The sequence below is a fragment of the Pseudogracilibacillus auburnensis genome, from assembly GCF_003201975.1.
Lineage (GTDB): Bacteria > Bacillota > Bacilli > Bacillales > Amphibacillaceae > Pseudogracilibacillus > Pseudogracilibacillus auburnensis.
Map to the genome: position 1 here is coordinate 23,041 of NZ_QJJQ01000022.1, position 21,655 is coordinate 44,695.

Annotated in this window: 28 protein-coding genes; 12 read left to right on the forward strand and 16 right to left on the reverse strand. The window is 33.9% G+C overall.

What is annotated here, in order from left to right:
• Positions 1-54 precede the first annotated feature (54 nt).
• The 3 genes from DFR56_RS23595 to DFR56_RS20685 form a co-directional block, all read right to left on the reverse strand.
• Positions 55-249: a DinB family protein gene (locus DFR56_RS23595; RefSeq protein ID WP_244916601.1), complete on the reverse strand. Its 195-nt coding sequence runs from the start codon at positions 247-249 to the stop codon at positions 55-57.
• 26 nt (positions 250-275) lie between these two features.
• A complete protein-coding gene (locus tag DFR56_RS23600; protein WP_244916602.1) occupies positions 276-485 on the reverse strand; it encodes a hypothetical protein in 210 nt (69 codons plus the stop codon).
• 335 nt (positions 486-820) lie between these two features.
• Positions 821-1,285, reverse strand: a complete 465-nt coding sequence (locus DFR56_RS20685) for a GNAT family N-acetyltransferase (RefSeq protein WP_110397362.1) — start codon at positions 1,283-1,285, stop codon at positions 821-823.
• Positions 1,286-1,447: 162 nt separating this feature from the next.
• On the opposite strand from DFR56_RS20685, the gene DFR56_RS20690 reads away from it, so the two are divergent.
• The 3 genes from DFR56_RS20690 (at position 1,448) to DFR56_RS20700 (ending at position 5,220) form a co-directional block, all read left to right on the forward strand.
• On the forward strand, positions 1,448-1,984 hold the full coding sequence (locus DFR56_RS20690) for a thioredoxin family protein (RefSeq protein ID WP_158525746.1): 537 nt from the start codon (positions 1,448-1,450) through the stop codon (positions 1,982-1,984).
• 486 nt (positions 1,985-2,470) lie between these two features.
• Positions 2,471-3,784: a glucose-6-phosphate isomerase gene (locus tag DFR56_RS20695; protein ID WP_110397409.1), complete on the forward strand. Its 1,314-nt coding sequence runs from the start codon at positions 2,471-2,473 to the stop codon at positions 3,782-3,784.
• 257 nt (positions 3,785-4,041) lie between these two features.
• Positions 4,042-5,220 carry a MalY/PatB family protein gene (locus DFR56_RS20700; RefSeq protein ID WP_110397364.1) on the forward strand — a complete coding sequence of 393 codons (1,179 nt, stop codon included), beginning with the start codon at positions 4,042-4,044 and terminating at the stop codon, positions 5,218-5,220.
• Between the two features lie 14 nt (positions 5,221-5,234).
• On the opposite strand, the gene DFR56_RS20705 is transcribed toward DFR56_RS20700, so the two are convergent.
• Positions 5,235-5,819, reverse strand: coding sequence for a superoxide dismutase family protein (locus tag DFR56_RS20705; protein ID WP_110397365.1), 585 nt, complete (start codon positions 5,817-5,819; stop codon positions 5,235-5,237).
• A gap of 134 nt (positions 5,820-5,953) precedes the next feature.
• Positions 5,954-6,154, reverse strand: a complete 201-nt coding sequence (locus DFR56_RS20710) for a hypothetical protein (RefSeq protein ID WP_242694853.1) — start codon at positions 6,152-6,154, stop codon at positions 5,954-5,956.
• Between the two features lie 654 nt (positions 6,155-6,808).
• Here DFR56_RS20710 and DFR56_RS20715 point away from each other — a divergent pair.
• From DFR56_RS20715 to DFR56_RS20730, 4 genes are all read left to right on the forward strand, one after another.
• A complete protein-coding gene (locus DFR56_RS20715) occupies positions 6,809-7,351 on the forward strand; it encodes a hypothetical protein (RefSeq protein WP_110397366.1) in 543 nt (180 codons plus the stop codon).
• 243 nt (positions 7,352-7,594) lie between these two features.
• Positions 7,595-7,987: a kinase-associated lipoprotein KapB gene (gene kapB, locus DFR56_RS20720; RefSeq protein ID WP_244916603.1), complete on the forward strand. Its 393-nt coding sequence runs from the start codon at positions 7,595-7,597 to the stop codon at positions 7,985-7,987.
• An 18-nt stretch (positions 7,988-8,005) separates the two neighbouring features.
• Positions 8,006-8,713 carry a purine-nucleoside phosphorylase gene (gene deoD, locus DFR56_RS20725; RefSeq protein ID WP_110397367.1) on the forward strand — a complete coding sequence of 236 codons (708 nt, stop codon included), beginning with the start codon at positions 8,006-8,008 and terminating at the stop codon, positions 8,711-8,713.
• 126 nt (positions 8,714-8,839) lie between these two features.
• A complete protein-coding gene (locus tag DFR56_RS20730; RefSeq protein WP_110397368.1) occupies positions 8,840-9,319 on the forward strand; it encodes a divergent PAP2 family protein in 480 nt (159 codons plus the stop codon).
• A 61-nt stretch (positions 9,320-9,380) separates the two neighbouring features.
• Here DFR56_RS20730 and DFR56_RS20735 read toward each other — a convergent pair whose 3' ends face one another.
• Together DFR56_RS20735 and DFR56_RS20740 are read right to left on the reverse strand one after the other, a co-directional pair.
• Positions 9,381-9,647, reverse strand: coding sequence for a DUF4368 domain-containing protein (locus DFR56_RS20735; protein WP_110397369.1), 267 nt, complete (start codon positions 9,645-9,647; stop codon positions 9,381-9,383).
• An 18-nt stretch (positions 9,648-9,665) separates the two neighbouring features.
• On the reverse strand, positions 9,666-9,869 hold the full coding sequence (locus DFR56_RS20740; protein WP_110397370.1) for a hypothetical protein: 204 nt from the start codon (positions 9,867-9,869) through the stop codon (positions 9,666-9,668).
• 822 nt (positions 9,870-10,691) lie between these two features.
• On the opposite strand from DFR56_RS20740, the gene DFR56_RS20745 reads away from it, so the two are divergent.
• A complete protein-coding gene (locus tag DFR56_RS20745) occupies positions 10,692-12,569 on the forward strand; it encodes a GTP-binding protein (protein WP_110397371.1) in 1,878 nt (625 codons plus the stop codon).
• Between the two features lie 189 nt (positions 12,570-12,758).
• Here DFR56_RS20745 and DFR56_RS20750 read toward each other — a convergent pair whose 3' ends face one another.
• Entirely contained in the window at positions 12,759-13,433 is a 675-nt protein-coding gene (locus tag DFR56_RS20750; RefSeq protein WP_110397372.1) for a 3D domain-containing protein, read from the reverse strand.
• A gap of 126 nt (positions 13,434-13,559) precedes the next feature.
• Positions 13,560-13,889: a YuiB family protein gene (locus tag DFR56_RS20755; RefSeq protein WP_110397412.1), complete on the reverse strand. Its 330-nt coding sequence runs from the start codon at positions 13,887-13,889 to the stop codon at positions 13,560-13,562.
• Between the two features lie 241 nt (positions 13,890-14,130).
• On the opposite strand from DFR56_RS20755, the gene DFR56_RS20760 reads away from it, so the two are divergent.
• Positions 14,131-15,117, forward strand: a complete 987-nt coding sequence (locus tag DFR56_RS20760; protein ID WP_110397373.1) for an NAD(P)/FAD-dependent oxidoreductase — start codon at positions 14,131-14,133, stop codon at positions 15,115-15,117.
• A gap of 131 nt (positions 15,118-15,248) precedes the next feature.
• On the opposite strand, the gene DFR56_RS20765 is transcribed toward DFR56_RS20760, so the two are convergent.
• The gene (locus DFR56_RS20765) at positions 15,249-15,605 is read right to left on the reverse strand and encodes a HesB/IscA family protein (protein ID WP_110397374.1); all 357 of its coding nucleotides are present in this window, start codon (positions 15,603-15,605) and stop codon (positions 15,249-15,251) included.
• Positions 15,606-15,690: 85 nt separating this feature from the next.
• Entirely contained in the window at positions 15,691-16,008 is a 318-nt protein-coding gene (locus tag DFR56_RS20770; protein ID WP_110397375.1) for a YuzD family protein, read from the reverse strand.
• Between the two features lie 164 nt (positions 16,009-16,172).
• Here DFR56_RS20770 and DFR56_RS20775 point away from each other — a divergent pair, with 164 nt between their 5' ends.
• The gene (locus DFR56_RS20775; protein ID WP_110397376.1) at positions 16,173-16,397 is read left to right on the forward strand and encodes a NifU family protein; all 225 of its coding nucleotides are present in this window, start codon (positions 16,173-16,175) and stop codon (positions 16,395-16,397) included.
• Positions 16,398-16,488: 91 nt separating this feature from the next.
• On the opposite strand, the gene DFR56_RS20780 is transcribed toward DFR56_RS20775, so the two are convergent.
• Complete coding sequence (locus tag DFR56_RS20780) at positions 16,489-17,451, reverse strand: 2-hydroxyacid dehydrogenase (RefSeq protein ID WP_110397377.1); 963 nt, start codon at positions 17,449-17,451, stop codon at positions 16,489-16,491.
• A gap of 177 nt (positions 17,452-17,628) precedes the next feature.
• On the opposite strand from DFR56_RS20780, the gene DFR56_RS20785 reads away from it, so the two are divergent.
• The gene (locus DFR56_RS20785) at positions 17,629-18,138 is read left to right on the forward strand and encodes a phosphatidylglycerophosphatase A family protein (RefSeq protein ID WP_110397378.1); all 510 of its coding nucleotides are present in this window, start codon (positions 17,629-17,631) and stop codon (positions 18,136-18,138) included.
• 52 nt (positions 18,139-18,190) lie between these two features.
• On the opposite strand, the gene DFR56_RS20790 is transcribed toward DFR56_RS20785, so the two are convergent.
• The 3 genes from DFR56_RS20790 to DFR56_RS20800 are packed head-to-tail and all read right to left on the reverse strand — an operon-like array spanning position 18,191 to position 20,098.
• Positions 18,191-18,958 carry a TIGR01457 family HAD-type hydrolase gene (locus DFR56_RS20790; protein WP_146214345.1) on the reverse strand — a complete coding sequence of 256 codons (768 nt, stop codon included), beginning with the start codon at positions 18,956-18,958 and terminating at the stop codon, positions 18,191-18,193.
• A 55-nt stretch (positions 18,959-19,013) separates the two neighbouring features.
• On the reverse strand, positions 19,014-19,643 hold the full coding sequence (locus DFR56_RS20795) for a helix-turn-helix transcriptional regulator (protein ID WP_158525747.1): 630 nt from the start codon (positions 19,641-19,643) through the stop codon (positions 19,014-19,016).
• 11 nt (positions 19,644-19,654) lie between these two features.
• Positions 19,655-20,098, reverse strand: a complete 444-nt coding sequence (locus DFR56_RS20800) for a DUF86 domain-containing protein (protein WP_110397381.1) — start codon at positions 20,096-20,098, stop codon at positions 19,655-19,657.
• Between the two features lie 411 nt (positions 20,099-20,509).
• Here DFR56_RS20800 and DFR56_RS23795 point away from each other — a divergent pair, with 411 nt between their 5' ends.
• Positions 20,510-20,638 carry a hypothetical protein gene (locus DFR56_RS23795; RefSeq protein WP_280523484.1) on the forward strand — a complete coding sequence of 43 codons (129 nt, stop codon included), beginning with the start codon at positions 20,510-20,512 and terminating at the stop codon, positions 20,636-20,638.
• 153 nt (positions 20,639-20,791) lie between these two features.
• Here DFR56_RS23795 and DFR56_RS20810 read toward each other — a convergent pair whose 3' ends face one another.
• Complete coding sequence (locus DFR56_RS20810) at positions 20,792-21,346, reverse strand: PepSY-associated TM helix domain-containing protein (RefSeq protein WP_146214346.1); 555 nt, start codon at positions 21,344-21,346, stop codon at positions 20,792-20,794.
• Positions 21,347-21,655: the final 309 nt, after the last annotated feature.

Consider the following 21,655-nt stretch of genomic DNA (forward strand, 5'->3'; position numbering starts at 1 on the left):
TGTTATTTCATATTAACAGAGACGTATTGTTAAAAATAACTTGGAAATGACATTTTATAAATCCCAATCTTGAACCCATTGTTTGGGTAAGTTATATCCTGATTGTTTAAGAGCTACATAATATTGTCCTTGATGAATACCCTCATGCTGAATAGCTGTGCCTAATAATTCCATTTTTGTTAAATAATCTGTCCCCATTTTTATTTTGTCAAATTTAGACTGGATAAATTCGTTAGCTAATTCTTCCATGCTTCGTTCTAATTCTTCTATTACCTTTATTTTCTTGATGGTAAGTTACCAGGGAATTGAACTGTTCCAGTTTTGAGTCCATCTCGATAAACATCCCTTACTCGAACCATATGCATAAAGAGCTTTCTCAATGAACCTAGTTCGGGTATTAATTGAATGTCCCACTTAACTTCTGAAATCTCATTTGCTAAAGCGTTCGTCATATTTGCTGCGTATGTAAAGCCATTTGTCTCCATAACTAGTCTCCCCCTTTATATCATTTTACCACCAAATTCCAACAACTTTTATATTCAAATGATATTTTTTGCCTGTTTCATAAATCGTGTGAGTGGTAATCACCTAGTAATAATTATTGACTAAACTTTGTGAAGTAGTTTGCTCGATATCCTAATCTGGCGCAAGTTTGTGTTTATATAGCGTATGTAGCTAATAATATGGCGAAGTTTAGCATCCATATGGCGAATCTTCGCGTTTATATGGCGCGTCTTGCGAATTATATGGCGAATCCAAATAAACATGAAAGTCATCCGTATGTATTTTAGCACATGGGGACGACCTTCCATATCGCACTTTAGAGATGTTTTCTCATCGAAACAATCTGCAACTTTCCATTTTCTTTTTCCACATAGCTTTCTCCACTAACTTCAAATCCAATCGATCGATATAAGTTCATATTACTTTTTTCAGACTTCCGTACATCACAGCAAATAATCTTCACACCATTTTTTCTAGCATAGTTTTCTAGATAAGCTAATATTTTTTTCGCATATCCTTTTCCCTGTTCCGTCGGGATAACAGCTAATCGGTAAAAGTAAATTTCTTTTACCGTTTGGCGAAAACGAACCATACCAACAGTTTTCTCATCAACATAACTTATTAAAGCTTGCTCACCATTTAACATTGCTTCTCGAATAGACTCTATTCTTTCCTCTAATGCACTTGAAGGATACGCATCGTCTTTATATCTCATAAATGCCTTCATCATAATTTGATGAATAATTGAAGCATCGTGTTCATGTGCAACTTTTATCTCCATCGTCATCCTCTTCTTCTTTACTAAATATAGATGATGTATTGCATCTCAATTGACTATTTTACACTTGAAACATCTTACATTCAAAAGAGAGTGACAAATCTTTACGTTATTCTTTAATTCAAGTACACTTATAGGTAAATATACTGAATAGGAGCGATGAAAATGAGTTTAAATGAATGGTTTGAACGTGGCATTAGTAAAGAAGAGTATATTGATTCTTTACAAAAACATCGTGATAATTTTTTACATATTTATGAAAACTTTTCAGTTCCAACTTCTGATTCCTTGTCGAATAAAGAAAATATTCGTACAATCGTCCTTGCTGAAGAGTGGTGTGGGCATTGTATGCTCAATATCCCAATACTACTGCGTTTAACAGAACAAGCCAACATCCCAATCCGCTTTTTACCGCGTGATGAAAACTTAGAATTAATGGATCAATATACAGTTGACGGAAAACGCTATATCCCAATTGTTATTTTTATTGACCAAGAAGGCAATGAAGTCGCCAAATGGGGACCAATGGCTCCTGAGGTGAAAGAGTTAGTTGAAAAGTTAAAAGTAAATGTACCAACAAAAGATTCCCCAGATTACGAAGGGGCTTTTCGTCAATATGTAAAAGAAATAGTTGATGTATTTCGACATGATGCAGCTTATTGGAATTATGTATATGAAGATATGATAAAGTCATTACCTTAAATATAAATGGACAATCAAAAAATTCAGTAAAAAATGTAGGTCGACGAAAAAGCGACACTCCCGTTCAATCAAAAATACGTGGACTTACGGAGTTCGTCCAACTATATTTCTTTTGCGATCAATGCGTAACATTAATGTTGTTTAACCATGACCGTGAAATGGAGTTTTGGATTTTGTAACGTACGAATGACAACAAAGCGTGACCGAATCCTTGACCTTTACACCGTTTAGGGTATAAATAACTGCTACTTGTGATCGTTTTTTTTTGATATTTGACCTTTGAGAACACGAATAGCTACTTATTGAGTCACGCAAAAAAAGTGCTTTGGATGATGAAAATGATAGGGAGTAATCCATTACTCTACTATGACTTTTCAAGTAACATGTCCTGACGCTGTGAATATTCTTGTTTCTCATGGAAGGGAGCCAGTTTTTCGATTAATTGTGCAGCCCTTTCCTTTTCACTATATTTTTTTGGAGGAAATTATGACGTATCTTACCTTTAATGTTGAAAATGCAAAACAGTTTATTTCTAAAAACGATATTCTATCTGTTCAAGACAACACAAATGCTGCTCACGAAAAGCTTCATGAAAAGACCGGAGCGGGAAATGATTATTTAGGTTGGCTAGACTTACCGAATACATATGACAAATCAGAATATCAAAAAATAGAGCAATGTGCGAAAGAAATCCAGCGTAATAGCGATATTTTACTCGTCATTGGGATAGGTGGATCTTATTTAGGTGCCCGAGCTGCGATTGAGTTACTCACCCATTCTTTCCAAAATGAATTAACGAATAAAAAACGCTCTGTACCAAAAGTCATCTTTGTTGGACACCATATGAGCGCTACCTATATAAATGATTTAATTGAGATGCTTGATGGACAGGATGTATCGATCAATGTTATATCAAAAAGTGGAACAACGACAGAATCAGCGATTGCTTTTCGTATTTTTAAAAAATATATGGAAAAAAAATATGGAAAAGATGAAGTTCGTAAACGTATTTATGTAACAACTGATCAAGAGCGTGGCGCATTAAAAACAATTGCAAACAAAGAAAAGTATCAAACATTTGTTATACCAGATGATGTCGGTGGTCGGTATTCTGTTCTTACTTCTGTTGGACTACTTCCAATCGCTGTTAGCGGAATTTCAATCGATGAAATGATGGATGGCGCAAAAAAAGCATCAGAGGAGCTATCTAATCGAAACCTAGAAGAAAATCCTTGTTATCAATATGCTGCGGTTCGAAACATTCTATATGAACGTGGTAAATTGATTGAACTACTTGTTAGCTATGAACCAAGCTTTCATTATTTTCAAGAATGGTGGAAACAATTATTCGGCGAGAGTGAAGGCAAAAATGGAAAAGGAATTTTCCCGGCTGCTGCAAGTTTCTCAACAGATCTTCATTCACTTGGACAATATATTCAAGACGGAGAACGTCATTTATTTCAAACGATCATCCATGTCGAGGAGCCAAAATCTGATATTTCTATTGAATATGATGAATCAAATGAAGATGGTTTAAACTATTTGGTTGGAAAAACAGTAAATGAAGTAAATGATAAAGCGTTTGAAGGTGCCTTACTTGCTCATACAGAAGGCGGTGTACCGAGCTTTGTTATTCAACTTCCAAAACTTGATGCATTTACTTTCGGTTATTTAGTTTACTTTTTTGAAAAGGCATGTGCTATTAGTGGTTACTTACTAGGAGTTAATCCATTTGATCAGCCTGGTGTAGAAGACTATAAAAGGAATATGTTTCGCCTATTAGGTAAACCGACTTTTTAATGAATTACGCCTTTTTAATAAAAAGTTACACATTTCGAAAAATAATTGTACCTTTTTTGTTTAAATTTTTTATAGATGGGTATACTTTAGTATGTAAGACTTTCTCGTATTCCCCCTGTAGGCAAAGCGGTAAACGCTTTGCTCTTTTTTTGTGAAAAATTCGGTCTTCTTTTTAATCATATCCAAATAGTAGTATTATTCATTTTTTTACGTTATGCTTTATAATAGACATAGAAGTACAGTGAGGAGGGTTTATGATGAGCGATTTTCAAACAATTTACAATAGAAAAAATACCCATTCATATAAATGGGATCACGTACAAACCGTTTTTCAAACAGATGACATACTCCCGATGTGGGTTGCCGATATGGACTTTAAAGCACCAGAAGCGGTGAATCAAGCACTAAAAGAACGGGCTGAACACGGTATCTATGGATATACCATTATAAATGATGATATTAAAAATAGTGTAAAAAACTGGGTTCAATATAAGCATAACTGGGACATCGAGACTGATTGGCTTTCTTTTAGCCCTGGTGTCATTACAAGTTTACATGTAGCCATTCAATCTTTTACGAAAGCAAATGATAAAATATTATTGCAAACACCAGTATATACACCTTTTTTTAATATAATCCGCAATGGGAATCGTGAAGTCGTCGAAAATCCACTTGTGTACAATGGAGAAAAATATGAAATTGATTTTGCTGATTTTGAACAGAAGTTACAACAAGGTGTGAAAGCATTTATCCTTTGTTCCCCACATAATCCAGTTGGACGAGTCTGGACAAAAGATGAACTACTTAAAATGGCAAAACTGTGTATCAAATATGATGTTTTACTATTTGCCGATGAAATCCATGCTGATTTAGTCTTTGATGGGTATACACATATTCCGATGGCATCTATATCAGAAGAAATTGCTGAACAAACGATTACATGTATGTCCCCCACTAAAACATTTAATTTAGCAGGATTGCAAGCATCTTTTATCGTTACAACAGATAGGAAAAAGAGAGTCGTAATAAATCGTGAACTTGCACAACAAGGTTTTAGTATGCTAAATACAATGGGTGTCATCGCTTTAGAAGCCGCTTATGAAAGCGGAAAACCTTGGCTTACCGACTTAATGGACGTTTTATTGGAACATAAACGGTATGCGAAGAAAAAACTTGAAGAAGAAACAAATGGCATATTAAAAGTAATTGATTCGGAAGCTACATACTTACTTTGGGTCGATTGTAGTAAACTTCATATAGACGATAAAGATTTGCAAACATTTATGATCGAACAAGCGAAAGTTGGACTAAATCCTGGTTCCGCTTATGGAAAAGATGGAGAACAATTTATGCGCATCAATATTGCTTGTCCAAAGGCAACATTAGAAGATGGAATAAATCGAATTATTCGCGCTGTAAACCATTTAAAAAAGTGACGTCATGAGAAACGTCACTTTTTCTTTTCGTCTTTTTTGTCCGTTGGATCTGTCGGCTTTTCCTGATCAATTTCATTTTTATTTTCTTTTATTTCTCCACAAATGATGCGATCTCCTGAATTTCCACTTATTTGTGACATTCCATCATCAGGTTCACTCGTAACAATTAACGAGGTTCCACCTTGGTCTGTAAGTGATTTATTACTTCCCTTTAATAATGTTGCATCAGGTGCTAAAACGTCAACATCAACCGCTCCATTATGATCTGCTTCAATATTTTTTAAATCCCCTAAATGGGCCCCTTTTGGATGTAATAAACCATGCTTTTTATTTTCTGGATTAAAATGATTTCCAGCACTTTTAAAATCAGGCTGTTCACATTTAGCCACTTCATGAATATGTAATCCATGAAACCCAGGGGTTAAACCTTCTAGTTTTAGTTTAATTTTTACCCCTTTTGGATCTTCTGTTAAGTTAGCAGTTCCAACCATATCACCTGTCGTATTATACATATCAACTTTTATTGCTGTTTTCGGTTTTGCCATTAAATGACAAGATGATAATAAAAATATACTAATGATAACGATAAAAAAGCGCATGTTATTACTCCCTTTATTTCGTTTCTGAATCATTAGTATATGTAGAAATATTCGTTCTAAACGAATATTAAAAAACTCCCTAGTATTGCATGTACCGTGACTTACTGCAACGGTACATTCCTAAGGAGTCCTTTTTATTTATTTACTTTCTCATCATGATCTATTTTATATTTATTGATATCATATTGTTCATCGAACATTTTTTCATCTTTTTTTGATTTTTTATAAAATAAGTACATCGTTGCCAGTGCCCCAATCATGAAAATGACGAGCGTAATAAAGGCCGGGATATACTCTGATTTATCTTCTGGGAAATATAAAAATTCCATAAACATCCTAATCACTTCCTTCTTCTAGTCTATTATAGCAAAATTCTTCTCATACATTAATCAAACGCTGCATTATTCGCAAATTTGTTATATTTTTGCCACAATATTAGTTTTATCAAGTGAATAATATCATTAAAGAGGATGTTCAAAAAAAAGTCCAACAAAAATGACACATCGAATTTCTGCGTTGGCTTGCTTTTCCGGTACTCACGTATGTAAAAGCATACGCGAGTTTCTTAGGAGCTACGCCGCTTTGAACTTCTCAGGTCTTCTTTTATCGATCTTTTTGAACACGCACTTAAAATATGAAATATAGATTTTAGATAAAACCAAATAATATTTTTCCATTTGTTAGCCCTTTTTATCAAGTAAATTTGCAGATAATGCTAGCATGTACTTTTTTCATGTTACATTATCCATTCTACTCGGTACTATCATCTTGATCTTCTCTCTATACTTCTAAAATTTACCCAAAAATAACATTACATTAGTATCCTGCTTACTTTAGTTCGTTATGATTAAAATAATAAGTTTATAAAAGGAGAAAATGTTTATGACAAGAGTAGTCTTATTTAGTTCTGTTCGTAGTTTTTGGTGTGATCGTGTTTTTAACGTCGATGGATTATAATCAGTATCAAGCAGAAATTGTTTTGCTTAAAAATGAAATCAATACTCTTTCCGAAGAAATATGATTCAACCTCGTCAAATGCCGAGCAGTCAAAAAACATTATCGAACAAAAGGAAACAAAAATCAAAGAGCTAGAAGATAAGGGTAAGCGAATCACCCTAGAAAAGTATCTTTCATTTCTCAAAAATGACCCTGTAGGACAGCAGTTAGGTATGTATTTTATTCTTTTTTCCAGTATCCCTATTGTCCTTTTTCTTCTTGGAACGTTTCGATCCAAGAAAAAAAGGAGAAACATCAGACGCGCATTTAAAAATGGTGGTGGTAAATATAAGGCAGCAATTACCTCTTTGACTGGCACAGCCTTTGAAATGAATGATAATCCACAATACCGTATTACGATCGGGTTTGTCTATAAAGGGACCTATATTAAAAAAACAGTAAAAAAAGTTTTCTACTGGTTTTCGGCCCCATATGTTGGACAATCGATTGAAATTGTCTATGACCCATTACGAAAAAAAATATACCTTATTGATGATCTAGATGAAGAGGAATTGAAAACTATATTTAAAAATTGAAAGATCCTTGATAGTCCGTGAATTTGTTCTACTAAAAGACGCCTTTTTAACTGATCACCTAGTACTAAATCGTTCACCAAATAGGTTTCTCTTTCCAATCAAACCTCTAAGTCCCTCTCCTTTATTTTTCCCTTCCTTTTTTTATTTTTTCTCATGTGATAGGATAAGTTTCGTAAACCATTAGACAGGTGGTTATATTTTTGCCACAATAGAGATAAGAACATTTATTGGGAGGTAAAACAGGTGCAACAAATAAATGTTGGTGATATGGTAAAAACAAGTTATAATTCTGGTACATATATTGGAGAAGTACTGGAAGATAAACGAAATTTTCTACTTGTCAAAGTACTTGCAGTCGTTGTTCATCCGACACAGGGTGATTTACATAGCCGTGGCCAAGTAGAAGGAGTAGCTTTTCATGAACGAAAGGCACTAGCATTTGAAGAAAAAATGAATGCAAGAAAAAGAGATACACAAATTTATGATGGGGACATCCCGCCGTATAAAGATTCGTTACGGAAAGCTGTGGAAACAATAAAAGTACAATTACAACAAGAAGATACAGCCTTTAATACTTTATCGCTATCAAGAATTGCTGATTTAGAGAAACATTATTATCATAAAATATATAATTAAAAAAGGAGCGAGGATGTTATGAGTATTCATATTGGTGCACAAAAAGGTGATATTGCTGAAACAATTCTATTACCAGGTGATCCATTACGGGCAAAATTTATCGCAGAAACGTATTTTGAAGACGTTGTTCAATATAATGAAGTAAGGGGAATGTATGGGTACACAGGTACATATAAAGGTGAACGTATTTCTGTACAAGGTTCTGGTATGGGTGTTCCTTCCATCTCTATTTACGTCAATGAATTAATTAATGAATATGATGTACAAACATTAATTCGTGTTGGAACTGCCGGTGCGATGAAAGAAGATGTAAAAGTTCGTGACATTATTTTAGCACAAGGGGCAACGACAGATTCACAAGTAAACAGACTTGTTTTTGGTGGCATCGATTATGCACCTTTAGCTGATTTTAATTTATTAAAAAATGCGCACGATATTGCAATTGAAAAAGGCTTACCTACCCATGTTGGCAATGTATTTACAAGTGATGTTTTTTACCGTGATAATGGCGAAGAAGTTAACCGTTTATTAGCTAACTATAATGTTTTAGCGGTAGAAATGGAAACAACGGCATTATATACACTTGCCGCTAAATATAATCGAAAAGCTTTATCCATTTTAACTGCATCAGATCACGTCATCACTGGAGAAATTACAACTTCGGAAGAGAGACAAACATCATTTAATGCGATGATGGAACTCGCACTAGAAACAGCTTTAAAATAATTGCGTCACTAGAAAATAGGATGACAAGGCATTTTACTCCTATGATAATCCAAAATCCCATAATCATTTGTTTAGACAAGTAAAGAAGTGGTATACTTTAAACACCGTCCTGAGAGGGTGAGTCAATTGGTCAATATCGTAACAAATTTCCCATTAATTTCAGCATTAGCTGCCATTATTATTGCGCAAGTCATTAAAGTACCGATTCATCTTATTGCTACAAGAGAATTTGCACCAGGTCTTGTTTTTGGAACTGGTAGTATGCCTAGTAGTCATTCAGCTGCTGTATGTGCGCTTACAACAGCAGTAGGAATAAGTAATGGAGTTTCTTCCGTTCCTTTTGCTATTGCATTTGTGTTTAGTATTATTACCATGTTCGATGCTTCGGGAATAAGACGGGAGGCTGGCGAGCATGCGGTTGTTTTAAATATGCTCGTAAAAGATTTTCAAACATTTCGGGCCGAAGCTTCTGATTGGCATAATAAAGGTGAATACGAAAAAAGGGCCGAACTTAAAACATTGTTAGGCCATAAACCAATTGAAGTGTTTGTTGGTGCTTTAACAGGTATTGCAATTGCATTTTTAGTGTATCCTTTATATCAATGAATAAATCGGGCACAATGCCCCTATGGATTAAGAAAACATTTGTGCGAAAGTTGGCGTCGTATTAAATCACGCCAACTTTACTGTTTTTATCTTCTTTCTTCGTTTGATTGATGGCTTTATTAAAATCAAACGCACCAATAAAATGATAGACGATTGTAATTTCTTGTGTCTTTGTTTTTCGATCTTTTGCTGACACCAAGATTTTGTCAATAAATTCCCTTACAATCGTTGAATCCAACTTTTCCAGTTTCGTATATTTTCTTGCCATATTGACAAACTTACGGACATTCATTTTCTTTTTCTCTTGTCCATCTAACTCTTTTTGCAATTTGTCAAAGGTGACTTTTCATTCTTCCTGTTCTTTCTCATACTCACTGGATAACTGAATAAACCGTTTATCACTCAGTTTTCCCGAAATATTATCCTCATATAGATGTTTGAAGATCACATCTAGTTCAGCGATACGTTTTTCCGTTTGTAATAGTGTATTCTGTATCTTGGTTAATTCGTTTTCCTTTTCCGACATACGTACTTGAGATACTACTTGCACAAAATCATCTTTATAAACTGATACATATTGAAGGGCCTCTCTTAAAATTGGTTAATACAAGCTCCTCTAAAACGACGGTACGAATGAATACTATGCGTTTGTCCATATAAGAAACGTTTTTTTCGGTACGTAGAAGTCTTGCCCTTTCTTAAAACCACTTGTTCATAGTACCGTCAAAACGACTAGAGCTATCGTTCAAGGTTCACTGTATTTAGCGATAGCTTGTTACGTTTCATTGGTGTTTGGTCACCACACTACCAGCCAATGTCACGAACTCATAAGTGGAAAATGTATTCTTTATCTGTACCAGCAAAATAATTAGATGAAAACTTTAGGATCCAGTGAAGGTAGAAGAAAATTTTGTTCTTTTATCTCCTTTCACACTAAGTCCCGACACGAAAGGACTGTCAGTGGTATGTTTGATAAAAAAACTTTTTTTATATGTTCATGTAGAAGCTATCTATTTTCCCGCTTCACTATTACTACAATTGGGAGTGTATATTTTGTTAAAAAAGAATCGTCTATAGCTTTCTTGGAAAACATCATACGCACAGCAAATTTACGATAAAATTTCATTTCTCCTCCATACGCCATGAGGTTGACAGATGTTGAAAAATTCGTTACAGTTGCTTTATCAATGAAAAGCGAGTGATCAGTATGCGGCGAGGTATTTCTTTATAAGTAAACTAAAAAACATGATTCTTATGTTTATTTGGTGTGCTTTGATAGAAATACTCTTGGACTCTATGATGAAGGACTGATCAAAGACTTCTATGGTATGGCAAGAGTGTTTTTTAGCAAACCCATAGAAGTCTCTTTTTTATGAAAAAAATTATTAATGTTGGAATTGTCGCCCATGTTGATGCCGGAAAAACATCGTTGACCGAATCGATATATAGTCTGGCACATCCAGATTATCAAAAAGGAAGTATAAAAAAGGAAAATACACTAACTGATACATTAAATATAGAAAAAGAACGCGGGATTACCATTAAGACCAGTTCTATTTCCATAGAATGGAAAGGTACAAAAATCAATATCTTAGATATGCCGGGTCATATTGAATTTTTCGGAGAGGTCATTCGTTCTTTATCCGTTGTCGATATTGCTATTCTTTTGGTATCGAGTAATGATATTTTACAGCCTCAAACAAGGCGGATATTTGATGTATTATTTGAAGCTGGTATTCCAGTAATTATTTTTGTGAATAAAATAGACTTATTAACAGCAAATGCTAAAAAGTTAATTGAAGAGATGTATGAAAAGCTGTCTGATCAGCTTGTAGAAATGGAAAAAATAGAAGAAACAGAAATGAGAGAGAAAGTAATTGAGAATAGTAATCATTTGTTGGAGCAATACCTTAATAATCATAAAATAGAAACGAAGATGATAGCAGAAGAGTTGAGGCATCGATTTCTTGCTCATAGCATGTATCCTGTTTTTAAAGGATCTGCCATTAACAATTTGGGTGTAAAAGAGTTACTTGACTTTATCTGTGAGACGGCTAATGTCATGCATGAAGTAAGTGATGTACAGTCTGCCATTGTTTATAAAGTGGAATTTATTAACGAGCGAAAACAGACTTACCTGAATTTGCTTTCTGGAAAGCTATCTAGAGGAGAGCATGTAAAAATCAACGCAGAGACGAAATTAAAAATTAGTAACTTGTTGTGTTTAAAAGACAATCAATTTGTAGAGGCAACGAAGATAAATAGTGGAGACATTTTTATGTTACCCGATGTAGAAGACCTTAAAATTGGAGATTTTATAAATACATTGAAAGAAAAAACTATTCCAATCCAGTTGCCAACTTTAAAAACAACTTTTCATATTGGGGAACACGAACGTTTTATTTTATTAAAACTGTTAAGAAACCTTTATTTAGAAGATCCGTTGTTAAATTTGCAAATTGATGCAACGACAAATGAGATTAGCATGATGACTTATGGCAAGGTACAACAAGAATTCCTTGAAGACACCTTAAGACAAATGTATCCGTTTGAGACATTGTCTTTATCCTTACCACAAGTATTATATAAGGAAAAGGTGAAAAAAACGGGATGGGGACGAATTGAAATAGAGGAGTCTATTAATCCATATTGGGCGGAAATCATGCTGAAAGTGGAGGGTAATGAAGGCTTAGGTATACGGTATAAAAGTTTAGTAACCACAGGTTATCTAAGACAATCTTTTCAGCGGGCAATTGAACAAGGGATTAATCAAGAAGTAAAAAAAGGATTATACGGCCTAGCTTTAATTGATATAGATATTACATTGGAAGATGCTTTATTTTATAGTCCTGTAAGTACACCATCTGACTTTCGAAAATTAGCTCCTTATGTTCTCTATAAAGCTCTACTGCAAGCAGGGACCACCATAGTGGAACCAAATATTTCATTTGAATTGTTTGTTCCAACAGGACTTTTAGGAAAAGCAGTTAGTGTAATTGGACGGGAAAATGCCGAGATTCAAGATATTAAAGAATTAAAAGATGAATCAGTTATTAAAGGAGATATAAATCAATCCAAATTTTTAAAATTAGAAAGTCTTATGGATGAATTATTTAGCGGGGAAGGATATTTAAAATATCAAATAAGCAAATATAGACCAACGATAGAAAAATCCTTATATCAACAGGATGAAGTAGACCAAATAAAAGCCATGCTGTTAAAAGAGAAAAATAAAGAGAATGAATTTTAAGCATTTAATGTACAATCTTAAGAGAAGAATGTTCAGCGCAAAGGCAACAGAATTCAGCGAGAATTAGATTTATTCAGCGCGAAAGCAGTAAAATAGAGCGCGAATGAGAATGATTCAGCGAAAAAGCAATAAATTCAGCCAACAGGCTCAAAAAAAGACCTAGCTCACTAGGTCTTTTTACTTCACATATTAAGATTCTCTAAATTGATCTCTAAATACTTGTAAGGTTTCATTTTCATTCAATACTTCAATTTCTTTTTCTGTAATTTTGCCGTCCCCTTTTTGAACGACAAAAACTTCAACCTCTTTTTTTCCCCATTGATTATAAACTTCTTCTACTGTGTCAAAGTATAAATCAATTTTATTGCCTTTAATCGCTCCACCAATATCTGTTACAACACCATAGCCGTAGTTTGGGATGTATAATATTGTTCCAAGTGGAAACACGTCTAAGTCTGCTGCAATGGTTGAATATAGATCCCTTTTTACTTTCACACCCGAGTAAGTGATTCCATATTCAGGATGATCTGGAGTTTTTCCTGTTGATTCAACACCTGCTGTATATCCTGTTGCCATTACTTTTGTACTTGGATATTGATTAAAATCAATTGCCTCTTCTAATGTTCTAGGTTCTGCAATTTGCTCACTTGAGATATACTTTTTTTGTTCTATTAATTTATTGAATTCTTTCTCTGGTAAATACGTTTGCTTTTCTGTTGTCGTGTTTTTCGTACTTACTTCTGCTGCTAAACTTTCCGTTATATCAAATATACTTACATTTGATAAGGTACTTAAAGTTGTATAAACAGCTCCTAGAAACAAAAAGGCCATCATCGTTTTATACGATAATTTTCGAATAGACATAGATAACACCTCTTTTTAAGTACGAGTTCAAAAGGAGAATAAAGATACACCTTTATAAACTCTCTTTAGGATGTCATCTTTTCCAATAATGGAGTAATATATTCATTTTTTACTAAATTTTTGGGATTAAAACATTTGATAGCCACTTTTTCGTAAAAATTTAATGACAAATCCAGACACAATTGTACCAACTAAACCAGAAGATAATATAATAATATCAACTGGAGCAAGTGAAGTCATTTTTGTAAAAGTACTAGAAAAAGCCTCACCCGTATTGGTAAAATATTCGCTAAATGAACTATCACCAACTATTAATGAAATAACAAATGGATATAAAATAGCCATAAGCCATGTTCGTCTAAGTAACATATTTAAAATAAATGCGATTCCAAAGAAAATAACAAAATATAACAACACCGATACAATAAGTTGAATCAAAACAATGTCCCCTTCCATACCATTTATATAAAACATGCCATCACTTAAGTTCGATCATTTCTTAATCCTCATATTATTTTATAGTTTGAACATGAAAAATGCAAAGACAAGCGCCTTCTTTCCCTTTTCGATACGTTAACTATGAATAATGTAGCACATTTTTATTTTGTTCCACACCTTTTTCCTTCATTGAAGTCACATTTGTTTATGAAAAAAAGAAAATGGTGTAAAATGGTCGATATAGTGTGGAGGGAAAACGATGACAGAAAAAATATATGATATAACAATAATCGGTGCAGGACCAGCTGGTCTATTTACAGCATTTTATGGAGGAATGAGGCAAGCTAGCGTAAAATTAATCGAAAGTTTGCCACATACTGGAGGGCAGCTAACTGCTTTATATCCTGAAAAATATATTTACGATGTAGCTGGATTTCCAAAAATTCGTGCCCAAGAGTTAGTAAATAATTTAGAAAAACAGTTAGATATTTTTGATTCAACTATTTGTTTAGGGGAAACGATCGAAACGGTTGAAAAATTAGCCGATGGAACATTTAAGTTAACAGCACAAAATAAAGAAGTCCACTATTCAAAGGTCATTATTATAACAGCAGGTAACGGTGCATTTGAGCCGCGTCGTTTAAATATAAATAATTGTGAGAAATTTGAGGATACGAATTTACATTATTATGTCAAGGATATGAGTCAATATAAAGATCAACATGTCGTTATTTTAGGTGGAGGAGATTCTGCCGTTGATTGGGCGCTGATGCTTGAACCAATTGCAAAAAAAGTAACCCTCGTTCACCGTCGCGATGAATTTAGAGCACATGAACATAGTATCGAACAATTAAAACAATCATCCGTGAACATTTTAACTCCTTACGTCCCGACAGATATTGAAGGGGACGATCAAATTGAACGTCTCGTCCTACAAGAAACGAGAGGCGAAAACATCATGAAAATCGATGTCGATGCTGTTATTTGTAATTATGGATTCATCTCAAGACTAGGTCCAATTGCAAATTGGGGTCTAGAAATTGAACGTAACAGTATTGTCGTAAATTCAAAAATGGAAACCACTATTCCTGGAATTTATGCAGTAGGTGACATTAATACATTTGATGGGAAGGTTAAATTAATTGCCACCGGATTTGGTGAAGGTCCTACAGCCGTAAATAACGCTATGCAGTTTATTGATCCTAAGGCAAGAATTCAACCACGCCACTCAACGAGTATGTTTTAAGTATCGCAAAAGGGTTTTCAGATGATAGATACCTCTTTTTACAAAAAAACAACTTTTTAACCTATGTTATACGTTAAAAAGTTGTTTTTATTTATTACCTTAGTAATCTTTATCATGCGTATCAATACCCGTTAACAATCTCCTGGTGTGCCAACCTTATCTTTCGTTCTAAATGAAGAACCACACCCACAAGAAATAATGGCATTTGGATTATTAATGCTAAATCCTCCACCCATCATATTTTGCTTAAAGTCGATTTCCGTATTTTCGATAATCGGAATATCTAGTTTTGAAATAACGAAAGGAATTTCATTTATTTCATCTATCATATCAAGCTCTTCATTTACTTCATCATCAAATCCTAATGAGTAAGAAAGACCACTACACCCTCCGCCTTTCACTCCAAAGCGGAGTCTACTTTCTTTTGACTCATTTTTTAACATTTCTTTAATCTGTTGACGAGCATCATCTGTAATTTTAATAACCAACGTATGACCTCCTCTATTATTACTGTATATATTAAGTATACAAATGGACTTCCTTTCCTTCAAATAATATACACTTTTTCTTTCCTTATACCCCGTGGCTTTTGATCGCGTTGTATATGTCTTTTAGGTGAGGGACTCCCTCTGCGATAACATCTCCATTCAATAAAACAAGTGGATAAAATAAATCTTCGGCCTCGATACGCTCTATTATTTGCTTATGTTGATTGAGATGTTTGGTTTCATCTATATCAATATATTCATACGTGAATTTTTCGCTACCAAATTTGCGTCCTATTGCCGCTTGAAGCCATTCATACGTATCCCAAGAACCTGGTGCACCGACACAACTTGCGCAAATTTGCTCCTTACCATATACCGTTATAGATAATTTATTGTTACTCATTTTCATCTACCTCCTGCATGTTTATTAAATAGACAAATTCTTTTCATTTACAAAATGCATAAAAAAAGATAAAATGAAACTAGAATAACTATATTAATAATTACTTCATATATTATATCACTGTTGATCCTATATGTAATCATAATGGGAAGGAGAAATTACGAATGAAAGAACAAGTACAAGAAGTGTTAAATAAATTGCGCCCTTTTTTACTTAGAGATGGTGGCGACGTTGAATTAATTGACGTAGATGAAAATGGTGTAGTGCTTTTACGATTAATGGGTGCTTGTGGAAACTGTCCCAGCTCAGCAATTACGTTAAAAGCAGGGATTGAGCGAGCATTAACTTCGGAAGTTCCAGGAGTTACAGAAATTGAACAAGTGTTTTAAAGGAAATGCAGTTGGAGAAAGGCTATAGTCTCCAACTGTTTTTATTTTTCTACAATACTGATTAGAAAGTTTTCACACGGATATCTGCCTTCTAAACGGGGCTAATCGGCGCTTCATGTTGAAAAACAGCACGAATATTTTCCAAACAAAGTGTAAGCATGTTTTCTCTTGTCGTTATACTTGCTGACCCTATATGGGGAAGTAGAACAACATTTGAGAGTGAGGTGAACGGATGGGATGATGGGATCGGCTCATCTTTAAATACATCTAAACCAGCTGCCGTAATCACTTTGTTTTTTAAAGCATCGTATAATGCTTTTTCATCTACGACTCCACCACGCGAAACATTAATAAAAATAGCAGAAGATTTCATTTGTTCGAATGCCCTTTTATCAAAAATATTTTCTGTCTGTTCGGATAAAGGTAATAAAGACACGACAAAGTCTGATTTTTCAAGTAATTCCTCAAAAGAAACATAGGATACATCTAGTTCTTGTTCGACAGTTTTTTTACGTGTTCGATTATGGTATAAAAGATTCATCTGAAATCCTTTCGCACGTCTTGCAACTGCCTCCCCAATCCGTCCCATTCCTACAATTCCAATTGTTTTATGATGGATATCTGTACCAGCTAATAAAAATGGCGACCACTCTCCCCATTTATCCTGATAGATAAAATGGTTGGCTTCTACTAATCTTCGGGCAGTTGCCATCAATAAAGCAAATGTTAAATCAGCGGTCGTCTCTGTTAATACATCAGGTGTATTTGTAACAATAATCCCTTTTTCTTTCGCTGCTTCCACATCAATATTGTCATATCCTACAGCCATATTAGCAATAATTTTTAAATGGGATGCATGGTCAAGAAAAGCGCGATCTATTTTTTCCGTTAATAAACAGAGCAATCCGTCCGCTTCCTTCGCTTCTCTCATTAAAATCTCTCTTGGAATAGGAGTATGTTCATCCTCCCACATCTGAAACTGAAAATACTGACTAAACGGTTCGATTAAATACGGAGGAATCTTTCTAGTAATATAAATTGTTGGCTTATTCAAGTTCCTTCACCCCAAATTAAAGTCTATTTTCATCCATTTTATCACAGCTTTGTAGATGATTCATTGTCAAGATATAAAAAGAAGTGCTAAACTATAAGGAAAAGCGAATATATTTCAATCAAGTATGAATATAATAACTAATGCTTTTTTACGATCATAGAAAGAGTGGTGGTATTGATGCAAGAAAAACAAAGTGAACTCGAGATAATTGCACGAGAATGGTTAGAAAATAGAGGTGTTACAATAAATGATATTGCCGAACTCGTATACTATTTACAATCAAGATATTTTGAAAACTTAAATATGGATGTTTGTATTCACAATGTAAATCGTGTTCTTTCTAAAAGAGAAGTTCAACATGCCATTTTATCAGGTATTCAATTAGATGAACTAGCGGAAAAAGGCCTATTAAAAGAACCGCTACAAGATATTATTCGGCGAGATGAAGGCCTCTATGGCATTGATGAAGTGATTGCACTATCGATCGTCAATGTATATGGTTCGATTGGCTTTACTAGCTATGGATATATTGACAAACAAAAGCCCGGCATCTTAAAAAAATTGAATGAACATTCGGATGGAAAAGTTCATACGTTTTTAGATGATATCGTAGGAGCTATTGCTGCAGCTGCATCAAGCCGCCTTGCCCATTCATCTGCAGGCGATATTATTGAAGATAAAATTTGACATACTTATATATAAAATCGCAAACTAATAAGCGTAAGGCATTTCCTTACGCTTATTTTACGTGCATCCATTCGATCAAATCTTTTTTAATATAGGTAGGTTTTTTCGTTACGGCTTCTAAATCCTCCAATGTGCTAAAGCCTGTTAAAACCATTAATGTGTCGATATTGGCGTTTATTCCAGCCAATATATCTGTTTCGTAATTATCACCGATCATTAGCACATTATCACGATCAAGTCCGATCAGTTTCATTGCTTCTTCCATAATGATGTTTTCAGGCTTACCGACAAAAATTGGTTGAACCCCTGTACTTGTTGAAATTGCCGCTGTTAATGATCCATTACCTGGTAGTAGCCCTGCTTCAGTCGGAATCGCCGCATCGCTATTGGTGGAAATGAACTGAGCACCTTGACGAATCAAAAGGCTTGCTTTCGCTAATTTATCATACGTGATTTCTCTATCCAGACCGACAATCACATAGTCACAATTCTGATCAGTAATAGTAAGTCCCGCTTCTTCAAAAGCAGTTATAAGTCCCACTTCACCAATGATGAAACATGCAGCCTGTTTATTTTGACCCTTAATATATTTAGCTGTGGCAACTGCCGACGTCAAAATATGATGAATAGTTGTTGTAATACCAAAGCTTGCTAATTTTTGTACGACCGCTTCTCTCGTTAATGTGGAATTATTCGTAATAAATAAGTATGGAATGGCGTGCGTGTTTAAATGGTGAATAAATTTTTTGGCTCCTTCTATCTCATGATTTCCTCGGTACATTGTTCCATCTAAATCAATTAAATATCCTTTATATTGCAAGCCTATCCTCCTCTTCCCATATAAAAAAGATGATATATGTCTCATACCACCTTCGTTATTTTGGCTTTGTAATTGTCCAACAACAATATTTACTTCCCTTCGTCATACATGAATGTGAAATAACTTCACTATTCGGGAAAATCTTTCTATACATATCTTTTTCGTTGGCACATACGATTCCATATGAATTAGCAAGATTATAAATAGGACAGTTAAAGTTTTTTATTTCATAATGCCCTTCAGCTGTCTGCTCATATTCAAGCATATAGCCTTTTTCTTCTTGATATTCCGCCATTTTTTCTATTTTTTCTCCAAAGCTTTTTTTAGTTAACTCAGCTTCTAGTTCTGTCTCTTCCCGTTCTTTTCTCTTTTTCAATACGTCATGGACTGCTTTTTTTCCTTGTAACATTTCCAAATCCTTTAATAATTCCACTGGTAACTGTTCATACTGGTTTGGAAATGTGTCATGACCTTTTTTCGTTAAAGAATATAAATGATACGGTCTACCTATATTTTGTTTCACCACTCGTTCCTTAATAAATTGTTGACGGATTAAGTCATTCAAATGCCTTCTAACGGCAATTTCCGAAATAGTGAAATATTCCATTAAATCCTTTATCGAAATTTCATTATCTTTTTTTAAAATATGCAAAACTTTATCTTTCGTTGTCCTTCTTTTCTTCACGATGATCCCCCCTAGGGCTCATTTGAAAATGCATTTGCAACTCCTAACTCGTTTGTTAAATATGTTCGTATATGTGTACTAAATTGTTTTAGCACATGGATATTTGAAAATAGAACTTCATTTAAATACGTATGATCGATAGCTAAATAATCTTGGACGAGCATTTGTCTTGTATCAATAAATGATTTATAATTATTCTCTTCTTTTAATGGTATGACTTTTTCATCAATTAAAATATCAATAATATCATGATAGCTTCCTGGATCACGCATAATAAAGCCGTCAATCATTAAATTCCCGACGTCTAAAATCGATTCGATGACAAGGTGAATGAGACGCTCTAATCCTAACTTTTCAATATTACTTGAAAATGTTGTCGTATCTTTCACTTCATTTAACAATTTATCAATATGTGTAATCGTTTGTTCGATCTCGCTACGATTGACAAAGTACATTCTTATCCCTCACTCTTTTACATTCCTTTCCTCTCTATCATATCATATATATTACAATTATGTCACAGCAACATAAGAAACATTGTAATACATCATAAAGTGTTGATTTAGTAAGGGTTGGGGGTATTGCAAGATTCATTTAACAATGCAAGTTAATGAACTAAAATGAATGTATTTGGGACTAAAATTGGGACTAAAATTGGGGCTAAAATTGGGGCTAAAAATAATACGTGGGTAGATGTTATAGAAATCAAAGATCGCTTAGGCGGTCTTTTTTCTCCATAAAAAAATAACCCTTCAACGGGTCATAGTAAAATAACTCCGATTATGCAGACGATAGGATTACTGTAACTTTCCCTTACTTAACCTAGTTGCATTACCACAGGAGATAATGAGGAAGAAGCTTTAATTATGGCGAAAGTTACTTTAATGCTTCGTTTATATAGTGATGAAGCTGATGGAAGTGAAATACCTAATGGAACAAAATTAAAAGATGTCACAAATGGGGTAAATCAAGCAGTGGTGTTAGTTGATGTGTAGATGGTGCCATTTAGAGATAAGATGATGAACAAGTCAATTAAAAAGACTAACTATTCCTAAATGGTTAGATAATGTCGCAAAAGGAGCTGATGTCATTTATTCGGCTATGTTACAAAATGCATTGAAGAAACTATCAGAGGGCAACTTAGCCCTCTAATTCGTTTTATATTTTCTTTTTACTTTTGTACGTGCTTTTAAAATACGAAAGGATAATATAATGCCTGTTACTGTTAGGAGAATAATCCCTACAGTGGTTATGTCATTAATAAAAATAAAGTTAAAACCATCAACTATTCCGGTATGTAAGTCATGCATCCACTTCTTAATAGCTGGATCACTATACAGTTTTGCAACTTCTCCTTGTTCAGTTACAACAGCAATGGTTCCCAGTTCATCATTTAAATGAACATAATAAAAATACCCCAAACCATGGTAAGCATAATTGACACTTACTATATCTTCAATTGTGAATAAATTAGATGTTGTAGCAACTTCAACAGCATTCGGAACGTTCCTTTCTCCTTGATGGGCTAATTGAATAGCTTCTTCGGTAATTTCATCATAATTAGGGTTTATGTAGTGAATATTTTGCTTATGAAACCAATCATGTTGATGATTTAAATATAATCCCGTAACCGACAACATTAATATAGTAACACCTAGTATTAATCCAACGTATAGATGCACATTCAAGATCGTTTTTCTCAATATTTTAAATCCACCCCTGATTAATTTTTGTATTTATACATATTTTAAAGAATTCACTTTTTATTTCAATGGATTTTTGTGATTTTTTGTTACGATTTAATGAATATTGTTGTATTATAACAAAAAACAACATAAAAGAGGGCAATTAAGCCCTCTGACTAGATAATTCCTTCTTAATATAGTATATAGTTGCATCTATAATAATTGTATGTATTAAATCATTAGTTTTACAGATGTTCCAACTTATTGTTATATGAGGCTAGGACAAAAGTGTTTTCACCAAAGAAAAACCAGAACAATGGTAGCTGC